Source organism: Streptomyces yangpuensis (genome assembly GCF_001005295.1).
Lineage (GTDB): Bacteria > Actinomycetota > Actinomycetes > Streptomycetales > Streptomycetaceae > Streptomyces > Streptomyces yangpuensis.
Genome location: NZ_LBMK01000013.1, coordinates 1 through 15850 on the forward strand (window position 1 = coordinate 1; position 15850 = coordinate 15850).

General features: G+C 73.0%; 14 protein-coding genes. 3 read left to right on the forward strand and 11 right to left on the reverse strand.

The window, feature by feature from the left end:
• Window positions 1-660: 660 nt before the first annotated feature.
• Window positions 661-1659 (forward strand): tryptophan--tRNA ligase, encoded by a 999-nt coding sequence (gene trpS, locus AAT21_RS34120; protein WP_046780885.1) that lies wholly within the window; start codon window positions 661-663, stop codon window positions 1657-1659.
• 86 nt (window positions 1660-1745) lie between these two features.
• On the opposite strand, the gene proC is transcribed toward trpS, so the two are convergent.
• The 5 genes from proC to AAT21_RS34145 all read right to left on the reverse strand — a co-directional run bounded on the left by proC (window position 1746) and on the right by AAT21_RS34145 (window position 5424).
• The gene (proC, locus tag AAT21_RS34125) at window positions 1746-2555 is read right to left on the reverse strand and encodes a pyrroline-5-carboxylate reductase (protein ID WP_030966218.1); all 810 of its coding nucleotides are present in this window, start codon (window positions 2553-2555) and stop codon (window positions 1746-1748) included.
• A gap of 138 nt (window positions 2556-2693) precedes the next feature.
• On the reverse strand, window positions 2694-3431 hold the full coding sequence (locus AAT21_RS34130; RefSeq protein WP_046780886.1) for an ABC transporter permease: 738 nt from the start codon (window positions 3429-3431) through the stop codon (window positions 2694-2696).
• Complete coding sequence (locus AAT21_RS34135; protein ID WP_046780887.1) at window positions 3428-4225, reverse strand: ABC transporter ATP-binding protein; 798 nt, start codon at window positions 4223-4225, stop codon at window positions 3428-3430. Before AAT21_RS34135 ends, AAT21_RS34130 begins: the two co-directional genes overlap by 4 nt.
• Before the next feature lie 129 nt (window positions 4226-4354).
• Entirely contained in the window at window positions 4355-4912 is a 558-nt protein-coding gene (locus tag AAT21_RS34140; protein ID WP_412180365.1) for a hypothetical protein, read from the reverse strand.
• Between the two features lie 209 nt (window positions 4913-5121).
• On the reverse strand, window positions 5122-5424 hold the full coding sequence (locus tag AAT21_RS34145) for an SH3 domain-containing protein (protein ID WP_046780888.1): 303 nt from the start codon (window positions 5422-5424) through the stop codon (window positions 5122-5124).
• A 106-nt stretch (window positions 5425-5530) separates the two neighbouring features.
• On the opposite strand from AAT21_RS34145, the gene AAT21_RS34150 reads away from it, so the two are divergent.
• Entirely contained in the window at window positions 5531-7672 is a 2142-nt protein-coding gene (locus AAT21_RS34150) for a serine/threonine-protein kinase (RefSeq protein ID WP_046780889.1), read from the forward strand.
• 98 nt (window positions 7673-7770) lie between these two features.
• Here the strand turns inward: AAT21_RS34150 and ilvD are convergent, their stop codons facing one another.
• The 5 genes from ilvD to AAT21_RS34175 all read right to left on the reverse strand — a co-directional run bounded on the left by ilvD (window position 7771) and on the right by AAT21_RS34175 (window position 12938).
• Entirely contained in the window at window positions 7771-9621 is a 1851-nt protein-coding gene (gene ilvD / locus AAT21_RS34155; protein ID WP_046780890.1) for a dihydroxy-acid dehydratase, read from the reverse strand.
• A gap of 125 nt (window positions 9622-9746) precedes the next feature.
• The gene (locus AAT21_RS34160) at window positions 9747-10367 is read right to left on the reverse strand and encodes a TetR/AcrR family transcriptional regulator (RefSeq protein ID WP_046780891.1); all 621 of its coding nucleotides are present in this window, start codon (window positions 10365-10367) and stop codon (window positions 9747-9749) included.
• Entirely contained in the window at window positions 10364-11191 is an 828-nt protein-coding gene (locus tag AAT21_RS34165; RefSeq protein ID WP_046780892.1) for a sugar phosphate isomerase/epimerase family protein, read from the reverse strand. Before AAT21_RS34165 ends, AAT21_RS34160 begins: the two co-directional genes overlap by 4 nt.
• Before the next feature lie 68 nt (window positions 11192-11259).
• Window positions 11260-11910 carry a DUF7691 family protein gene (locus AAT21_RS34170; RefSeq protein ID WP_046780893.1) on the reverse strand — a complete coding sequence of 217 codons (651 nt, stop codon included), beginning with the start codon at window positions 11908-11910 and terminating at the stop codon, window positions 11260-11262.
• An 80-nt stretch (window positions 11911-11990) separates the two neighbouring features.
• The gene (locus AAT21_RS34175) at window positions 11991-12938 is read right to left on the reverse strand and encodes a Ppx/GppA family phosphatase (RefSeq protein ID WP_046780894.1); all 948 of its coding nucleotides are present in this window, start codon (window positions 12936-12938) and stop codon (window positions 11991-11993) included.
• A 243-nt stretch (window positions 12939-13181) separates the two neighbouring features.
• On the opposite strand from AAT21_RS34175, the gene AAT21_RS34180 reads away from it, so the two are divergent.
• Window positions 13182-13931 carry a hypothetical protein gene (locus AAT21_RS34180; RefSeq protein WP_063838178.1) on the forward strand — a complete coding sequence of 250 codons (750 nt, stop codon included), beginning with the start codon at window positions 13182-13184 and terminating at the stop codon, window positions 13929-13931.
• 63 nt (window positions 13932-13994) lie between these two features.
• On the opposite strand, the gene AAT21_RS34185 is transcribed toward AAT21_RS34180, so the two are convergent.
• Entirely contained in the window at window positions 13995-15773 is a 1779-nt protein-coding gene (locus AAT21_RS34185) for a BACON domain-containing protein (protein ID WP_046780896.1), read from the reverse strand.
• Between the last annotated feature and the right edge of the window lie 77 nt (window positions 15774-15850).

Here is a 15850-nt window from a genome sequence, read left to right on the forward strand (position 1 = left end):
TGTCTTGCGTTTCCGACTCTATCAGACTCTTTCGTGTCCGATTTCCTCGGCGCTTTCCAGGTTTTCGCTTTCGCGTTTCCCTTTCCGGCGGTTCCGACTCTATCAGAACCTTTCGGGCCTGACTCCCAGTCAGCGGGTTGTGCTGCTCAGGCTGTTGGGCCCTTGCGGCGAGTGAGACAGTAGCGGATTCCTCACCTCCGAACCTAATCGGCGGTGGCGCCCTCGGACGCGGATTCCTCATTCGCAAATACGCATGAAAACGAGACGACAGAGTGCGTCGTTCGTTCGAATGTGTTGTGCGGAATGGCTGTCCGGGGACCGACCGGGGTCGGCGCTCACGTCGGACAACTCGAAGAACCTTACGGACCGGGCACACCCGTGTCAACCCCCGGCTGACCGCCGCCGCACCGTCCGAGCGAAACTCACCGCGCCCTCCTCTCCGCCCGTCTACGCTGGCTCCCATGACTACGCATGCGCTCACGCTCAGCCTTCGCTGGTGGGCCGCCTGACGGCGGCCGACCTTCCACGCGAGCACGCATGCGCTCACGGCCGCCGCCTCGGCGGCCGTTCTGTTTTCTCCCCTCTTCCGGGAGTGGCCCGGCCGCCGTCGCCCGACGCGGTGGCCCGACACCACTCACGCACTCACAGGGAGAGCAGGACATGACGAGGATCTTCAGCGGGATCAAGCCGACCGGTCACATGACCCTGGGCAACTACCTGGGTGCCGTACGGCAGTGGGTCGCGGCCGACCAGGAGCCCGACGACGCGCTGTTCTGCGTCGTCGACCTGCACGCGCTGACCGTCGAGCACGAGCCTGCGCGCGTGCGGAGGCTGAGCCGGCAGGCCGCGACACTGCTCATCTCCGCCGGGCTCGATCCCCGGCGCTGCACTCTCTTCGTCCAGAGCCATGTCGACGAGCACACGCGGCTGGCGTACCTGCTGGAATGCACGGCGACCGACGGCGAGCTGCGCCGGATGATCCAGTACAGGGAGAAGGCGGCGAAGGCGCAGGCCGCCGGCGACGGCGTACGGCTGTCACTGCTCACCTATCCGGTGCTGATGGCCGCCGACATCCTGGCGTACGGGGCCGGGGAGGTGCCGGTCGGGGAGGACCAGCGCCAGCACGTCGAGCTGACCCGGGATCTGGCGGTGCGGTTCAACCGGCGCTACGGCCACACCTTCACCGTTCCGAAGGCCACCCATCCGGCGGTGGCCGCCCGGGTCATGGACCTTCAGGATCCGACATCGAAGATGGGGAAGTCCCACGAGAACGGGGCGGGGATCGTCTACCTGCTCGACGAGCCCGAGGTGGTGCGCAGGAAGGTGATGCGGGCCGTGACCGACAGCGGCGACGGTGCGGTGGTCCACGACCGGGAGGCGCGGCCCGGGGTGGCGAACCTGCTGGACATCCTGGCGGCCTGCACCGGCGGTGATCCGGCCGCGCTCGCCGAGGGGTACGGCGGGTACGGGGCGCTGAAGCGGGACGTCGCCGACGCGGTGGTGGAGCTGTTGCGGCCGTTGCGGGAGCGGCATGCGGAGCTGGCGGCCGACCCAGTGCAGGTGGACAAGGTGCTGCGGGAGGGGGCGGAGCGGGCCAGGGAGCTGGCGCGGCCCGTGGTGGACCGGGCGTACGAGGCGATCGGGCTGCTCAGGCCGTAGCCGGGAGTACGGGCCCCGGCGGGGCGGGGGCCCGTACTCGTACCCGTACCCGTACTCGTGCTCGTACGTGTACGCGTACGCGTGGTTCAGCTGTTGCCGGAGGCGAGCTCGCGGCTGCGGTCGCGGGCCGCTTCGAGGGCGGCGATCAGGGCGGCGCGTACGCCGTGCCTCTCCAGTTCGACGATGGCGTTGATCGTCGTGCCGGCCGGGGAGGTGACGGCCTCACGGAGCTTGACCGGGTGTTCGCCGCTGTCGCGGAGCATCACGGCGGCGCCGATGGCGGCCTGGACGATGAGGTCGTGGGCCTGGGCGCGGGGCAGTCCGAGGAGGATGCCGGCGTCGGTCATGGCTTCGACGAGGAAGTAGAAGTAGGCGGGTCCGGAGCCGGACAGGGCGGTGGCCGCGTCCTGCTGGGACTCGGGGACGCGCAGGGTCTTGCCGACGCCTCCGAAGATCTCCTCGGTGTGGGCGAGGTGACCGGCGGTGGCGTGGCTGCCGGCGGAGATGACGGACATGGCCTCGTCGACGAGGGCGGGGGTGTTCGTCATGACGCGCACGACAGGGGTGCCGGGGGCGAGCCGCTCCTCGAAGAAGGAGGTGGGGATGCCGGCGGCGCCGCTGATGACGAGGCGGTCGGCGGGGACGTGCGGGGCGAGCTCTTCGAGGAGCTTGGCCATGTCCTGAGGTTTGACGGTGAGGATCAGGGTGTCGGCGCGCTTGGCGGCCTCGGCGTTGGAGACGGCCTCGACGCCGTAGCGGGTGCGGAGTTCCTCGGCGCGGTCGCTGCGGCGCGCGGTGACGAGGAGCTTGGAGGCGGGCCAGCCGCCGCGGATCATTCCGCTGAGCAGGGCCTCGCCGATCTTGCCGGTACCGAGGACTGCGACTGTCTGGGTCATGCCCGATTCACCTCGCCGAACGTTCTTCCACCTGGGCTGCGTAGGCGTGGGCGTACGCGTACGCCCACGCCTGCTCATCCTTGCACTCGGGCGGCGGGGCGGGGGGAGCCGTCCGGAGTGCGGTCAGGTCGGGCCGGGTCAGGGGGTGCGGCGGCGGAGGGTGGCCGCGCCGAGGGCGAGGACGAGGACGGCGCAGGCGGCGACGATCACGACGTCGCGGACGAAGTCGGCCGTCATGTCGGTGTGGGTGAGGACCTGGGTCATGCCGTCGACGGCGTAGGACATGGGCAGGGCGTCGGAGATGCCTTCGAGTACGGGGTGCATGGTGCTGCGGGCCGCGAAGAGGCCGCAGAGGAGCAGCTGGGGAAAGATCACCGCCGGCATGAACTGGACGGCCTGGAACTCGGAGGCCGCGAAGGCGGAGACGAAGAGGCCTAGGGCGGTACCGAGGAGGGCGTCGAGGAGGGCGACGAGCAGGAGGAGCCAGGGGGACCCGACGACGTCGAGACCGAGGGCCCAGAGGGCGAGGCCGGTGGCGAGGAGGGACTGGACGACGGCGACGGCGCCGAAGGCGAGGGCGTAGCCGGCGATGAGGTCGCCCTTGCCCAGGGGCATGGCCAGGAGGCGTTCGAGGGTTCCGGAGGTGCGTTCGCGCAGGGTGGCGATGGAGGTCACCAGGAACATCGTGATGAGGGGGAAGATCCCGAGGAGTGACGCGCCGATGCTGTCGAAGGTGCGGGGGCTGCCGTCGAAGACGAAGCGCAGCAGGGTGAGCATCAGGACGGGCACCAGGATCATCAGGGCGATGGACCGCGGGTCGTGGCGGAGCTGGCGCAGGACGCGGGCGGCGGTGGCGGCGGTGCGGGCGGCGTTCATCGGGGCTGCTCCTGGGCGAGGAGGGCGTTCGCCTCGTCGACGAGGCGGAGGAAGGCCTCTTCGACGGTGGCGGAGTGGGTGCGGGTGCGCAGGGCGTCGGGGGTGTCCTGGGCGAGGATGCGGCCCTCGCGCATGAGGAGCAGGTCGTGGCAGCGCTCGGCCTCGTCCATGACGTGGGAGGAGACGAGGATCGTGGCGCCGCGGGTGGCGGCGATGTCGTGGAAGAGGTTCCACAGGTCGCGGCGCAGGACGGGGTCGAGTCCGACGGTGGGTTCGTCGAGGACGAGGAGCTCGGGGGTGCCGAGCAGGGCGACGGCGAGGGAGACGCGGCTGCGCTGGCCGCCGGAGAGGTTGCCGGCGAGCGCGTCGGCGCGGGTGGTCAGGTCGACGTCGGTGATGGCGCGGTGCACTGCGTCGGCGCGGCGGGCTGCGGCGGCCCGGCCGGGGTCGAGGATCGCGGCGAAGTAGTCGAGGTTCTGGCGGACGGTGAGGTCGTCGTAGACGGAGGGCGCCTGGGTGACGTAGCCGATGCGGGAGCGGAGGTCGGGGTGGCCGGCAGGGCGGCCGAGGACGTCGAGGGTGCCGGTGACGTGGGCCTGGGTTGCGACGATGGCGCGCAGGAGGGTGGATTTGCCGCAGCCGGAGGGGCCGAGGAGGCCGGTGATGCGGCCGCGGGGGACGTCGAAGGCGATGTCGGCGATGACGGTGCGGGGGGTGCGGCCGGTGCCGCGGCGGACGGTCAGGCCGTGGGCGTGCACGGCGGCCTGGTCTCCCTCGGCCTGCTTATTCATCATGCGATGAATATGCTCCTGGCGGTGCCCGGGCGTCAATGACCGGGGGGAGGCCGTGGGGCCGGGGCAGGCCGATGGGGCCGGGGCAGGCCGATGGGGCCGGGGCAGGCCGATGGGGGCGGCCCCGCTACTTCACTTCTTGCGCTTGGGGCGGCGGGCGGCCGGGTTGCCGGTACGGGTGCTGCGGCGGCGCTCGTAGTCGGCGAGGGCGCGCTCGTACTCGGCGCGGCGGAGCTGCTCGCCGGGAGCCTCGGTCAGGCAGCGCAGGGAGTACGCGATGAGGGAGCCGATGAAACCGATCGTCTTGAGTCCCTTGAGGGCGGCCTCGTCGGAGGACGGGGCGGGGCGCCGCTTGTAGGAGTCCCAGGTCTTGACGAAGGCGATGGCGCTGGAGATCGCGAAGAGGACGACGACGGAGATACTGAGGAAGGGGCCGACGTTGCCGATCTCCAGGCCCTCGTAGGAGAGGCGGAGCAGCAGGGCGGCGGCGGTGGCCGTGACGAGGGAGCCGACGGCGACGGCGGCGCGGCGCAGGCCGTAGCCGCTCTCGTGGTTCACCCAGGTGGTACCGAAGTACCGGATCGGCTCGGGCTGCGGGCCGGCGGGAACCGCGGCGGCGGACGCGGCCGAGGCGGGGGCGGCCGCGCCGGCCGGCTCGGCGGGGATCTGGTCTCGCTGGTCGTCGCTCACAGCAGCGATTATCCCCCGCCGGGCCGTTCGGCTCGGGTGTGTCTCACGTGTCAGACGTGTCGGACGAGGACGACGGAACAACGGGCGGGACCCGGTATGCCGGCTCGGCCGGCCAGTCGGCCCGGCGGTCCGGCCACAGGCCGGACGGCCCGGCGGCCGGACGGCCTGTCCGCCGGCGGCCCGTCTGCCGGGCGGGCACTTGCGTCCGGTCAGCCGCAGCGGGTGACTACGAAGCCGTCGCTGCCCGTCTTCACGTAGGCGTCGGAGACGAAGCGGCCGTTGCCGATGCAGTCCCAGATGTCGGTCGTGCCGTACGGGCCCGAGACCGTGGTGCCCTGGGTCTGGCAGCGCAGTGTGACGGTCGCGCCGAGCGGCAGGACGTCGATCACCGAGTAGTTGGTGCCGGGACCGCTGCGGACGTTCAGGCGGTAGCCGGGAGCGACCGGATAGGACGGGTAACCGGACCCCGAAGTCAGGCTCTGGACTTGGCTCGAATCGTTCTCGACCGACATGCGAAATCTCCCCCCATGGGCGTTGCCGTGCGCAACTCGCGCAGGGTAGCAGGACCTTGGAGATGCGTACCGGTCATCGACTAGGCTCCGGCGGGGGTGGTGAGCGGTGCATTCGCTGCGCGCGGACTACGCGGGCTTTCCGGAATACGCCGGGCAGTACCGGCTCGAATCGGTGCTCGGCTCCGGAGGGATGGGCGTCGTCCACCTCGCCACGTCCGGCTCGGGGCTGAAACTCGCCGTAAAGATCGTGCATGCCGAGCACGCGGTCGACCCGGAGTTCCGGGCCCGCTTCCGGCAGGAGGTCACCGCCGCCCGCCGGGTGAGCGGGGCGTTCACCGCGCCCGTCGTGGACGCCGACCCCGATGCCGAACGGCCCTGGATGGCCACCCTGTTCATCGACGCCCCGACGCTCGCCGAACGCGTACGGGAAAAGGTGCTGGACCGCACCGAGCTCGCCCGGCTCGCCGCCGGCCTGGCGGAGGCGCTGCGCGACATCCACCGGGCGGGCGTGGTCCACCGGGACCTCAAGCCCAGCAACGTACTGATGGCGCCCGACGGCGTGCGGGTCATCGACTTCGGGATCTCGCGTCCGGCCGACAGCGACCTGCGCACCGAGACCGGGAAACTGATCGGCACCCCGCCGTTCATGGCGCCCGAGCAGTTCCAGCGCCCCCGCGAAGTCGGAACGGCCGCGGACGTCTTCGCCCTCGGCGCGGTCCTCGTGCACGCGGCGACGGGCCGCGGGCCCTTCGACTCCGACAGCCACTACCTGGTGGCGTACCAGGTGGTGCACAGCGAACCCGACCTGACCGGGCTCCCGCGGCAGCTCGTACCGCTCGTCGAACGGTGCCTGGCCAAGGACCCTCAGGAGCGGCCCACCGCCGAGGAACTGATCGCCGAGATGCGGGCGGTCGCCTACCCGACCGCCGAGGACACCCAGGCCTTCATCCCCCGGCCGCGGCAGCCCGACGGGGCCGAGCTGCTCACCCACCGCAGGGAGCGGCTCCCCGCCGCGCCGGAGCCGCGGGCACCGAACCGGCGGCGGGCCCGGATCGCGGTCGGGGCCGGGATCGGGCTGCTGATCGTGGGCGGCGCCGTCGGCGGGTACCTGCGCTATGGGACGGCGGCCGGGTCGTCGTCCGCCCAGATCGCCGCGCAGGCGGACCCGGCCCCTGCGAAGGCCTTCGCCCCCTGGTCGGTCCCCCTGGGCAAGCCCGGGACGGGCAACCGGATCGGGGCCTGCTCCTGGCAGGCGGAGGCCCTGTACTGCGCCGGACCGGGCCTCGCCGCGGCCCGGCTCGATCCCGCGGACGGCTCGACGGTGTGGACCGTGGAGGCGCCCGCGTCCGCGCCGGCGAAGGGGGCGACGCCCGTCGGCGCGCCCCTGCACGCCGGCGGGCGGGTCCTCGTCGTGGCGCCGGGCAGCGAGACCCTCCGGGCCCTGGACCCGGCGACGGGGGCCGAGCGCTGGAAGCACCGGCTCCCCGCCGGCTCGCAGGTGGTGCCCGCGGGCGGGCAGGTACTGCTGGTCGGTACGAACGGCGCCGTCACCGCGCTGGACGCGGCGGCCGGCACCACGCGCTGGACCCAGCAGATCGGCGGAATCGGCTCCGTGTGGTGGAGCGGCGGCGGGCCGGAGGGCGGGACGGCGCCCGAACTGTACGTGGCGACGCCCGACGGCAGCGGTTCCACCCAGCTCGCCGCGGTCGATCCGGCGAACGGGAGCGTCGTGCGGCAGTTCCGCACGGCGGGACGGCTGCGGCCGGTCGGGGCGACGGGCGGCGGACTGTACCTGATGGACTTCGACGCGTCCTCCAGGGCCACCGCCGTCGTGCACGCCGATCTGGGGGCGCGCACCGCACAGCGGGTGAAGCTCACGGCGCCGCTGTTCGACGCGGAAGCGACGGTGGACCGGGCCGGGGTGACGTACCTGTTCGGGACCTCCGGCGCGCTGGTCGCGGTCGGACCGGACAAGGAGCGGTGGCGGCTGGAGACGGGCGTGACGGTGGCGTCCCGTCCGGTGGTCGCCGACGGGCGGGTCCACCTGACGGCGCCGGACGGCCGGCTGCTCGCCGTCGACGCCGCCGAGGGCCGGCCGGCGGGCCAGACCAGGCCGCGGATGGCCGACGGCAAGGACACCTACGCGTCGACGCTGCCGGCTCCGGTGGCCGGTGGTGGGCGGCTGTTCGCGGGCGCGCCGGACGGATCGGTGTTCGCGGTGGCCGCGGCCGATCCCGCCCACTGGTGAACGCGGGCCCGGCCCCGGACCGGTGAGCGCCTTCCCCGGGCTGGGACCGGTGAGCGAAGCGCCTTCCCGGGCCCGTCGCTGCCGGGTCGGCGGGCCGGTCAGCCCAGCCGGGTGACGTCGCGGACCGCGCCCTTGTCGGCGCTGGTGGCCATCGCGGCGTAGGCGCGCAGGGCCGCGGAGACCTTGCGCTCGCGGTTCTTCGGCGCGTACACGCCGCCGAGGGCCTCGTGGCGGGCCGCGAGCGTGGCCTCGTCGACGAGGATCTCGATGGACCGGTTCGGGATGTCGATGCGGATCCGGTCGCCGTTCTCGACGACGGCGATGTCGCCGCCGGACGCCGCCTCCGGGGAGGCGTGGCCGATGGACAGGCCGGAGGTGCCGCCGGAGAAGCGGCCGTCGGTCACCAGCGCACAGACCTTGCCGAGGCCGCGGCCCTTGAGGAACGACGTCGGGTAGAGCATCTCCTGCATGCCGGGGCCGCCGCGCGGGCCCTCGTAGCGGATGACGACGACGTCGCCCGCCTTGACCTCCTTGCGCAGGATCTTGTCGACGGCCTCGTCCTGCGACTCGCAGACGACCGCCGGGCCCTCGAAGGTCCAGATCGACTCGTCGACGCCGGCCGTCTTCACGACGCAGCCGTCGACGGCGATGTTGCCGCGCAGGACGGCGAGGCCGCCGTCCTTGGAGTACGCGTGCTGCACGGAGCGGATGCAGCCGCCCTCGGCGTCGAGGTCGAGGCTGTCCCAGCGCTCGGACTGGGAGAAGGCGGTGGCGGAGCGCTTGCAGCCGGGGGCCGCGTGCCACAGCTCCATGGCCGTTTCGCTGGCCGTGCCGGAACGGGCGTCCCACGTGCCGAGCCAGTCGTCCAGGCCGTCGGAGTGGACGGTCGTCACGTCCTTGTTGAGGAGCCCGCCGCGGTGCAGCTCGCCGAGGATGGCGGGGATGCCGCCGGCGCGGTGCACGTCCTCCATGTAGTACGTGCCGCCGGGCGCCACGTTCGGCGCGACCTTGGCCAGGCACGGGACGCGGCGCGAGACGGCGTCGATGTCCTTGAGGTCGTAGTCCAGGCCCGCCTCCTGCGCGGCGGCCAGCAGGTGCAGGATCGTGTTGGTGGAGCCGCCCATGGCGATGTCGAGGGCCATGGCGTTCTCGAAGGCCTCGCGGGTGGCGATGTTGCGGGGCAGGACGGACTCGTCACCGCCCTCGTAGTACCGCTTGGTGATCTCCACGACCGTGCGGCCGGCGTCCTCGTACAGGGCGCGGCGGGCGGTGTGCGTGGCGAGGACCGAGCCGTTGCCCGGGAGGGCCAGGCCGATGGCCTCGGCGAGGCAGTTCATCGAGTTGGCGGTGAACATGCCGGAACACGAACCGCAGGTGGGACAGGCGTTCTCCTCGATGCGGAGCACGTCCTCGTCGGAGACGTTCTCGTTGGAGGCGTCCACCATGGCGTCGATCAGGTCCAGCTTGCGGACGGTGCCGTCGACGAGGATGGCCTGGCCGGCTTCCATCGGGCCGCCCGAGACGAACACGGCCGGGATGTTGAGGCGCATGGCGGCCATCAGCATGCCGGGGGTGATCTTGTCGCAGTTGGAGATGCAGATCAGGGCGTCGGCGCAGTGCGCCTCGACCATGTACTCCACGCTGTCCGCGATCAGGTCGCGGGACGGCAGGGAGTACAGCATGCCGCCGTGGCCCATGGCGATGCCGTCGTCGACGGCGATCGTGTTGAACTCGCGGGGGATCGCACCGGCCGCGCGGATGGCGTCGGAGACGATCCGGCCGACGGGCGCCAGGTGCGTGTGACCGGGCACGAACTCGGTGAAGGAGTTGGCGACCGCGATGATCGGCTTGCCGATGTCCTCGCTCGCTACGCCCGACGCGCGCATCAGGGCGCGGGCGCCCGCCATGTTGCGGCCGTGGGTGACGGTGCGGGACCTCAGCTCGGGCATGCGGTTCACTCCCCATGAGTGCGGCTGGCCCTACGGTCGGCCGCGACTGTGGATATGGCTCAGGTACGAGGCTACGCCCACCGCCCGGGATCCGGACAGCGTGTCCGCATGACGGGACGGGCGGCTCAGTCCTCGGTCAGGTACCGCTGGAGCGTAGGGGCCACGAGCGCCACGATGTCCTCCGGTTCGGCGGAGGCGAGGGGCTCGACCCGGAGCACGTAGCGCAGGATCGCGATCCCGACCATGTGGGAGGCCGCCAGCTCGGCCCGGAAGGTCGGATCGGGCACGTCCAGGTCGGCGGCGACCCGCTCCAGGACCCGGCGCAGCACCAGCCCGCGCAGCACCTTCGCGGCGGCCTCGTGGGTGAGCGCGGACCGGATCACGGCGAGCAGCGGGGCCCGGGTGACCGGGTTCTCCCAGACGCCGAGAAAATAGCGGGCGAGGCGCTCGCCGATGCCGTCGGGTCCCTCGCCGATGACGGCCGGGACCACCAGCGCGGGCTCCATGCTCATCTCGATGGCCGCGGCGAACAGGTCGTCCTTGCTGCCGAAGTAGTGGTGCACCAGGGCCGGGTCCACGCCGGCGACCTTCGCGATGCCGCGCACGGACGTCTTGTCGTAGCCGCGCTCGGCGAACACCTCACGGGCGGCGAGCCGGATGCGTTCCTGGGTGCCCGGACCCTCCTCGGCCTCGTCCTGGCGGGGCCGGCCCGGCCCCCGGCGGCGCGGGCTGCTCTCCCCGGTCACGGCCGGCGGGCCCCGTCGCGCCCGGCGGTGGCCAGGTGCAGGCGCGTGAAGGCCAGCGCCTCGGCGAGATCGGCCTCGCGCTCGGCGGAGGACATCGCGCGCCGCGTGTTGACCTCGATCACCACATGGCCGTCGAAGGAGCTGCGGGCCAGGCGTTCCAGCAGCTCGGCGCAGGGCTGCGTACCCCGGCCGGGGACCAGGTGCTCGTCCTTCGCCGATCCGTTGCCGTCGGCGAGGTGCACGTGGGCCAGCCGGTCCCCCATCCGGTCGATCATCGCGGTCGCGTCCGTACGGGCGGTCGCGGTGTGCGACAGGTCGACGGTGAAGTGCCGGTAGTCGTCCTTCGTCACGTCCCACTCGGGGGCGTAGGCGAGCATCTCGCGGTCCCGGTACCGCCACGGGTACATGTTCTCCACGGCGAACCGGACGTCGGTCTCCTCCGCCATCCGCCAGATGCCGGAGACGAACTCCCGCGCGTACTGGCGCTGCCACCGGAAGGGCGGGTGCACGACGACGGTGGACGCGCCGAGCCGCTCGGCCGCCGACCGGGCACGCTGCAGCTTGACCCACGGATCGGTGGACCACACGCGCTGGGTGATCAGCAGACAGGGCGCGTGGACGGCGAGGATCGGCACCTGGTGGTGGTCCGAGAGGCGGCGCAGCGCGTCGATGTCCTGGCTGACCGGATCCGTCCACACCATGACCTCGACGCCGTCGTATCCGAGGCGTGCGGCGATCTCGAAGGCGGTCGCCGTGGACTCCGGATAGACGGAGGCGGTGGACAGGGCGACTTTCGCGGTCGGGATGCGGACGGGTTCTGCCACGGGGACAGGGTACGGGGCTCGCGCCCGCCCGGTACGTGACGGCCGCCACGCGAGCCCCGTCCCGCCCGTCAGACGAGCCTGAAGAAGAGCGTGTCCTGGGTGTACCAGTCGAGTTTCTCCGTCGCGCGCTCCCACTCCCGGTGCTCCTCCTCAAGCTTGTCGATGAGTTCCTGCACGTCGTAGCGGAAGTCGGGGTCCATCCGCTCCAGGACGGCCCGGTACGCCTCGGCGGCGTCCTTGGCCCTCGCGAGGGGCAGGTGGCCGATGGCCGGGTACCCGTCCGTCGACCAGGGGATGTCCGGGAACTCGACGGGTGTCCCGCCGTAGAGGAACCCGTGCGGCAGCAGGTCGGCCGGCACGCCGAGGCGGCGCATCTCGTCGTCCACGAGGCCGAAGAAGGTGCTGGGCCTGGAGTACGTGCCCAGGTGCATCGAGTCGGAGGCGTTGAAGTCGATGACGAACTGCAGGGCGGTGGTGTAGGCGTTGCCCGCGCAGTCCGCGTCCGAGTCGGTGCGGCCCTCGACCAGGTGCTCCAGGGCATCGGGGACGGACAGCCCCCACTCCACGCCCTGGCGGTCCAGGTTGTCCTGGTAGGCCCGGGCGTACCTGCGCATGCTCTCCAGCCGGCGCAGCTGATCCGCCGTGAGATCGCCCTTGCTGCCGAGGAAGGCCAGCACGTCGGCCTTGTCCGCGGTCGAGTACGAGATGTTGTGACTCATGGTCACCATCCTCCCCCTCGGCACTGACAGCCCGTGCCGCTGCGCGGGCGCCCGCCCCCGACTCGGCGCCCGCGTACCCGCTACGCCGGCGCGGCGCCCGGGGTGGGGAGGTGGTCCAGCCTGCGCAGGATCACGCCCTCGCGCAGGGCCCACGGGCAGATCTCCAGCTCCTCGACGCCGAAGAGGTCCATCGTGGCCTCGGCGACGAGCGCACCCGCCAGCAGCTGGCCGGCCCGGCCCTCCGAGACGCCCGGGAGGGTGGAGCGCTGGGCCGTCGTCATCGCGGCCAGGCGCGGGACCCATTCCTCCAGGGCCTTGCGGCTGAGGTCCCGCTGCACGTACAGGCCGTCCGCCGAGCGGGCGGCGCCCGCGATACGGGCCAGCTGCTTGAAGGTCTTGGACGTCGCCACCACGTGGTCCGGGGCGCCGAACCGGCTGAACTCGCGGACCGTCCGCGCGATCTCCGTCCGCACGTGCCGCCGCAGTGCCCGCACGTCCAGGGCGTCCGGCGGGTCGCCCGGGAGCCAGCCCGAGGTGAGGCGGCCCGCACCCAGCGGGAGGGAGACGGCGGCGTCCGGGTCCTCGTCGATGCCGTACGCGATCTCCAGGGAGCCGCCGCCGATGTCCAGGACCAGCAGCTTCCCGGCCGACCAGCCGAACCAGCGGCGCGCGGCGAGGAAGGTGAGCCGCGCCTCGTCCTCCCCGCTCAGCACCGGCAGGTCGACGCCCGTCTCGGCCTTGACGCGGGCCAGTACCTCGTCCGCGTTGGTGGCCTCGCGCACCGCGCTGGTCGCGAAGGGGAGGACGTCCTCGCAGCCCTTGTCCTCCGCCGCCTGTACCGCCTCGTCGACGACCGAGAGGAGACGCTCGACGCCCGCGGGGGTGACGGCGCCGGCGTCGTCGAGGAGCTCCGCCAGCCTTATTTCCACCTTGTGCGAGTGCGCCGGCTGCGGGCGCGCACCGGGGTGCGCGTCCACCACCAGCAGATGGACGGTATTCGAACCCACATCAAGGACACCGAGTCTCATAGGGGGAAACGCTACTGCGAGGAACGCTCAGGGGTTGTGTAAGGGGCGCTTAGGCTTGGGTTTGTGCCAAATACGAAGAAGGCCAACAAGACCCGGTCGGAGAAGGACACGGGCAAGGACGACCAGGGCGCGAGCACCCAGCGCGCCAAGAACAGCAAGCCCGGCCGCCCCGACAGGTCCGACAAGGCGGGCAAGCCGGGCAAGCCGGGCAAGCCGGGCAAGCCCGCGAAGGGCAGGACCGCCGTGGCCGACGAGAAGGGGCTCGACTTCCCCCGCGCCTGGGTGGAGTTCCCCGACCCCGCCGACGACGAGCAGGTCTTCCGCTGCGACCTGACGTGGCTGACCTCGCGCTGGACCTGCATCTTCGGCAGCGGCTGCCAGGGCATCCAGGTGGGCCGGGCCTCGGACGGCTGCTGCACGCTCGGCGCGCACTTCTCCGACGAGGACGACGAGAAGCGCGTCGCGGAGCACGTGGCCCGGCTATCGCCCGAACTGTGGCAGTTCCACGACGTCGGCAGCGAGAGCGGGTGGACGCAGAACGACGACGACGGGGAGAAGCAGACCCGCCGCTGGGACGGCGCGTGCATCTTCCTGAACCGGCCCGGGTTCCCCGCCGGGGCCGGCTGCTCGCTGCACATCCTCGCGCTGAAGGAGGGCCGGGAGCCGCTGGAGACCAAGCCGGACGTCTGCTGGCAGCTGCCGATCCGCCGGACGTACGACTGGATCGACCGGCCCGACGACACCCGGGTGCTCCAGGTGTCGATCGGCGAGTACGACCGCCGGGGCTGGGGCCCCGGTGGCCACGACCTCCACTGGTGGTGCACGTCGGCGACGTCCGCGCACGGTGCCGGGGACCCGGTGTACGTGTCGTACCGGGCCGAGCTGACGGAGCTGATGGGCAAGGAGGGGTACGAGGCGCTCGTCCAGCTGTGCGAGGCCCGGCTGGCCTCGCTGCTGCCGATGGCTCCGCACCCCGCGGACCCGGCCCCGTAGGCGAAGGCCGCGCGCCAAAACCGCAGGCCACGGCCCGCAGGCCCAGCCCGCGAGCGAAGCCCGTCAGCCTCCCGCCGGACCCGACGGGGCCGGGTCCGGCGCGGGAGAAACCGTTCCGCCTGCGCCGTCCGTCGGGGTCGGCGCGGGCGTCGGGGACGGCGGCGGGGTCGTCGGCTGCGTCGGGGCAGGTGTCGGCGTGGGCCCCTGGCTCTGGTCCGGTGACGCCGGCGGGCTCGCGGGCTGGGTCGGTTCCGGCTGCGGGGTCGGCGTCGACGCGGGCCGGCCGCGGCCCCGGATGGAGACCACCGCGCCGGTCGGGTCGACCCCGACCCGGGCGGTCCAGGCGCCGACGGGCTGCGAGTCGGGGTCGACGGCGATGTGCAGCGTGACCGATTCCCCGGGGGCGAGCGTGCCCGCGGTGCGGCTCGCGCGCAGCCAGGGCGCGTCCGACCAGAGCCGCCAGTCCACCGGGGCGCCGCCCGAGGCAGTGAGGGTGAGCAGGGTGAGGGCGCCCCTCGAGGAGGCGGCCACGGAGAGCCGGCCGGGCGCACCGGCCTGGTCGGGAGGTGCGGGCGGGCCGCTGCTGATCACCTCGACGGAGACATCGGAGGACTCGTCGCTCTCGGCGAAGCCGGGGCCGTCGGTGGTGGCGGCGGCGTTCCCCGTGTTCTCGTACGCGGTCAGCGGGCGGCCGTCGATCCGGGCGGTCGGGAGTTCGGACTCGCTCGCGGAGATACGGGTGGAGCCGTTCCCGGCGGGCTCGCCGGTGCCCTGCTCGGCGCGGTACGAGGCCCACAGTGCCAGGACCGGGGCCGCGACGACGGTGGCCACGACGGTGGTGGTGACCGCCCGGGCCCGCAGCCGGTCGCGGCGGGCCGCGCGGTCCTTGGGGTCCATCGGGAAGCCGGTGCGGTCGAAGCGCGGGCCGGGGCTGCGGCCGCGGCCCCGGCCGGAGCGGAGCATCGCGGCGTGGACCGCGGTGCGGGGGGCCGGTACGAGCGGCAGTGCGGCGTTGTCGACGCCGGCGGAGCCGGGCCAGGGGGCGGCGGCGCCGACACGTTCGGCGACGCGCCGGCACCGGGGGCAGTCGTCGACGTGCCGCACGAGTTCGGTGCGCAGGGTGCTGGACAGCAGCACGTCGCCGCTGCCGCCGTTGCCGTCCGCGTCCCCGCCGGTGAGCTGGGAGACGCTGGGGCAGCCGCCGGTCTCGACCACGGCGAGGGCGGCGCGGGTGCGCTCCACCTCGCAGGCGGCGCCGGTCAGCAGCTCCCGGGCGGCGGCGGGCGGCGTGCCGAGGACCGCGGCGAGTTCGGGGAGGGCGAGGCGGTGGCGGACGGCGAGTTCGAGCGCCTCGCGCTGCGCGGGTGTGGTGCCCGCGGCCTCCGGCCAGGCGAGCCGGGCCAGTTCGGTACGGCGGTAGGCGCTGACGTCAAGCTGTCGATGGGCGTCCTGGGCCGGGCCGTCGTCCGTCGCACCCCCCGGCGCACGGTCGCGCCCCGCATGCTCCGGCGCGCGCCGGGTGGAATGCGCTCCCTGCCGAACGCGCCGCTGCTCCGCCAGCCGGCGCAGGCAGCCCCAGCGGGCGAGCGCGTAGAGCCAGGCGCGTCGGTCGCCCTCGTCGGGGCAGCGGCCGGGATGCCGCTCGGCCACGGCGAGGACGTCTCCGAGCACGTCGGTCGCGATGTCGTGGTCGCACAGGACCGACAGGCAGTACGTGAACAGGCCGTCGAGGTACGGCTCGTGCCGGAAGGGGCGCGGCGGCTCCTCTTCGCGAGGCGTGCGCCCGTGCGCCCGGTGTGCGCCGGTGCGCGGCGAGGGTTGGGCCTGGTGGCTGCTGTTCACCTGGCGACCGTAGGCGGCGCGTCGGGGGCGCCCTGGAAGCCTTCCCCGGTTTTAGCCCTTATGGGTGAACAGATCGG

What these genes read in the sequence shown, in the direction of transcription:
- trpS (WP_046780885.1), top strand. Translation starts at nt 661, where the DNA reads ATGACGAGGATCTTCAGCGGGATCAAGCCGACCGGTCACATGACCCTG.
- proC (WP_030966218.1), bottom strand. Translation starts at nt 2,555, where the DNA reads ATGACCCAGACAGTCGCAGTCCTCGGTACCGGCAAGATCGGCGAGGCC.
- AAT21_RS34130 (WP_046780886.1), bottom strand. Translation starts at nt 3,431, where the DNA reads ATGAACGCCGCCCGCACCGCCGCCACCGCCGCCCGCGTCCTGCGCCAG.
- AAT21_RS34135 (WP_046780887.1), bottom strand. Translation starts at nt 4,225, where the DNA reads ATGATGAATAAGCAGGCCGAGGGAGACCAGGCCGCCGTGCACGCCCAC.
- AAT21_RS34145 (WP_046780888.1), bottom strand. Translation starts at nt 5,424, where the DNA reads ATGTCGGTCGAGAACGATTCGAGCCAAGTCCAGAGCCTGACTTCGGGG.
- ilvD (WP_046780890.1), bottom strand. Translation starts at nt 9,621, where the DNA reads ATGCCCGAGCTGAGGTCCCGCACCGTCACCCACGGCCGCAACATGGCG.
- AAT21_RS34170 (WP_046780893.1), bottom strand. Translation starts at nt 11,910, where the DNA reads ATGAGTCACAACATCTCGTACTCGACCGCGGACAAGGCCGACGTGCTG.
- AAT21_RS34175 (WP_046780894.1), bottom strand. Translation starts at nt 12,938, where the DNA reads ATGAGACTCGGTGTCCTTGATGTGGGTTCGAATACCGTCCATCTGCTG.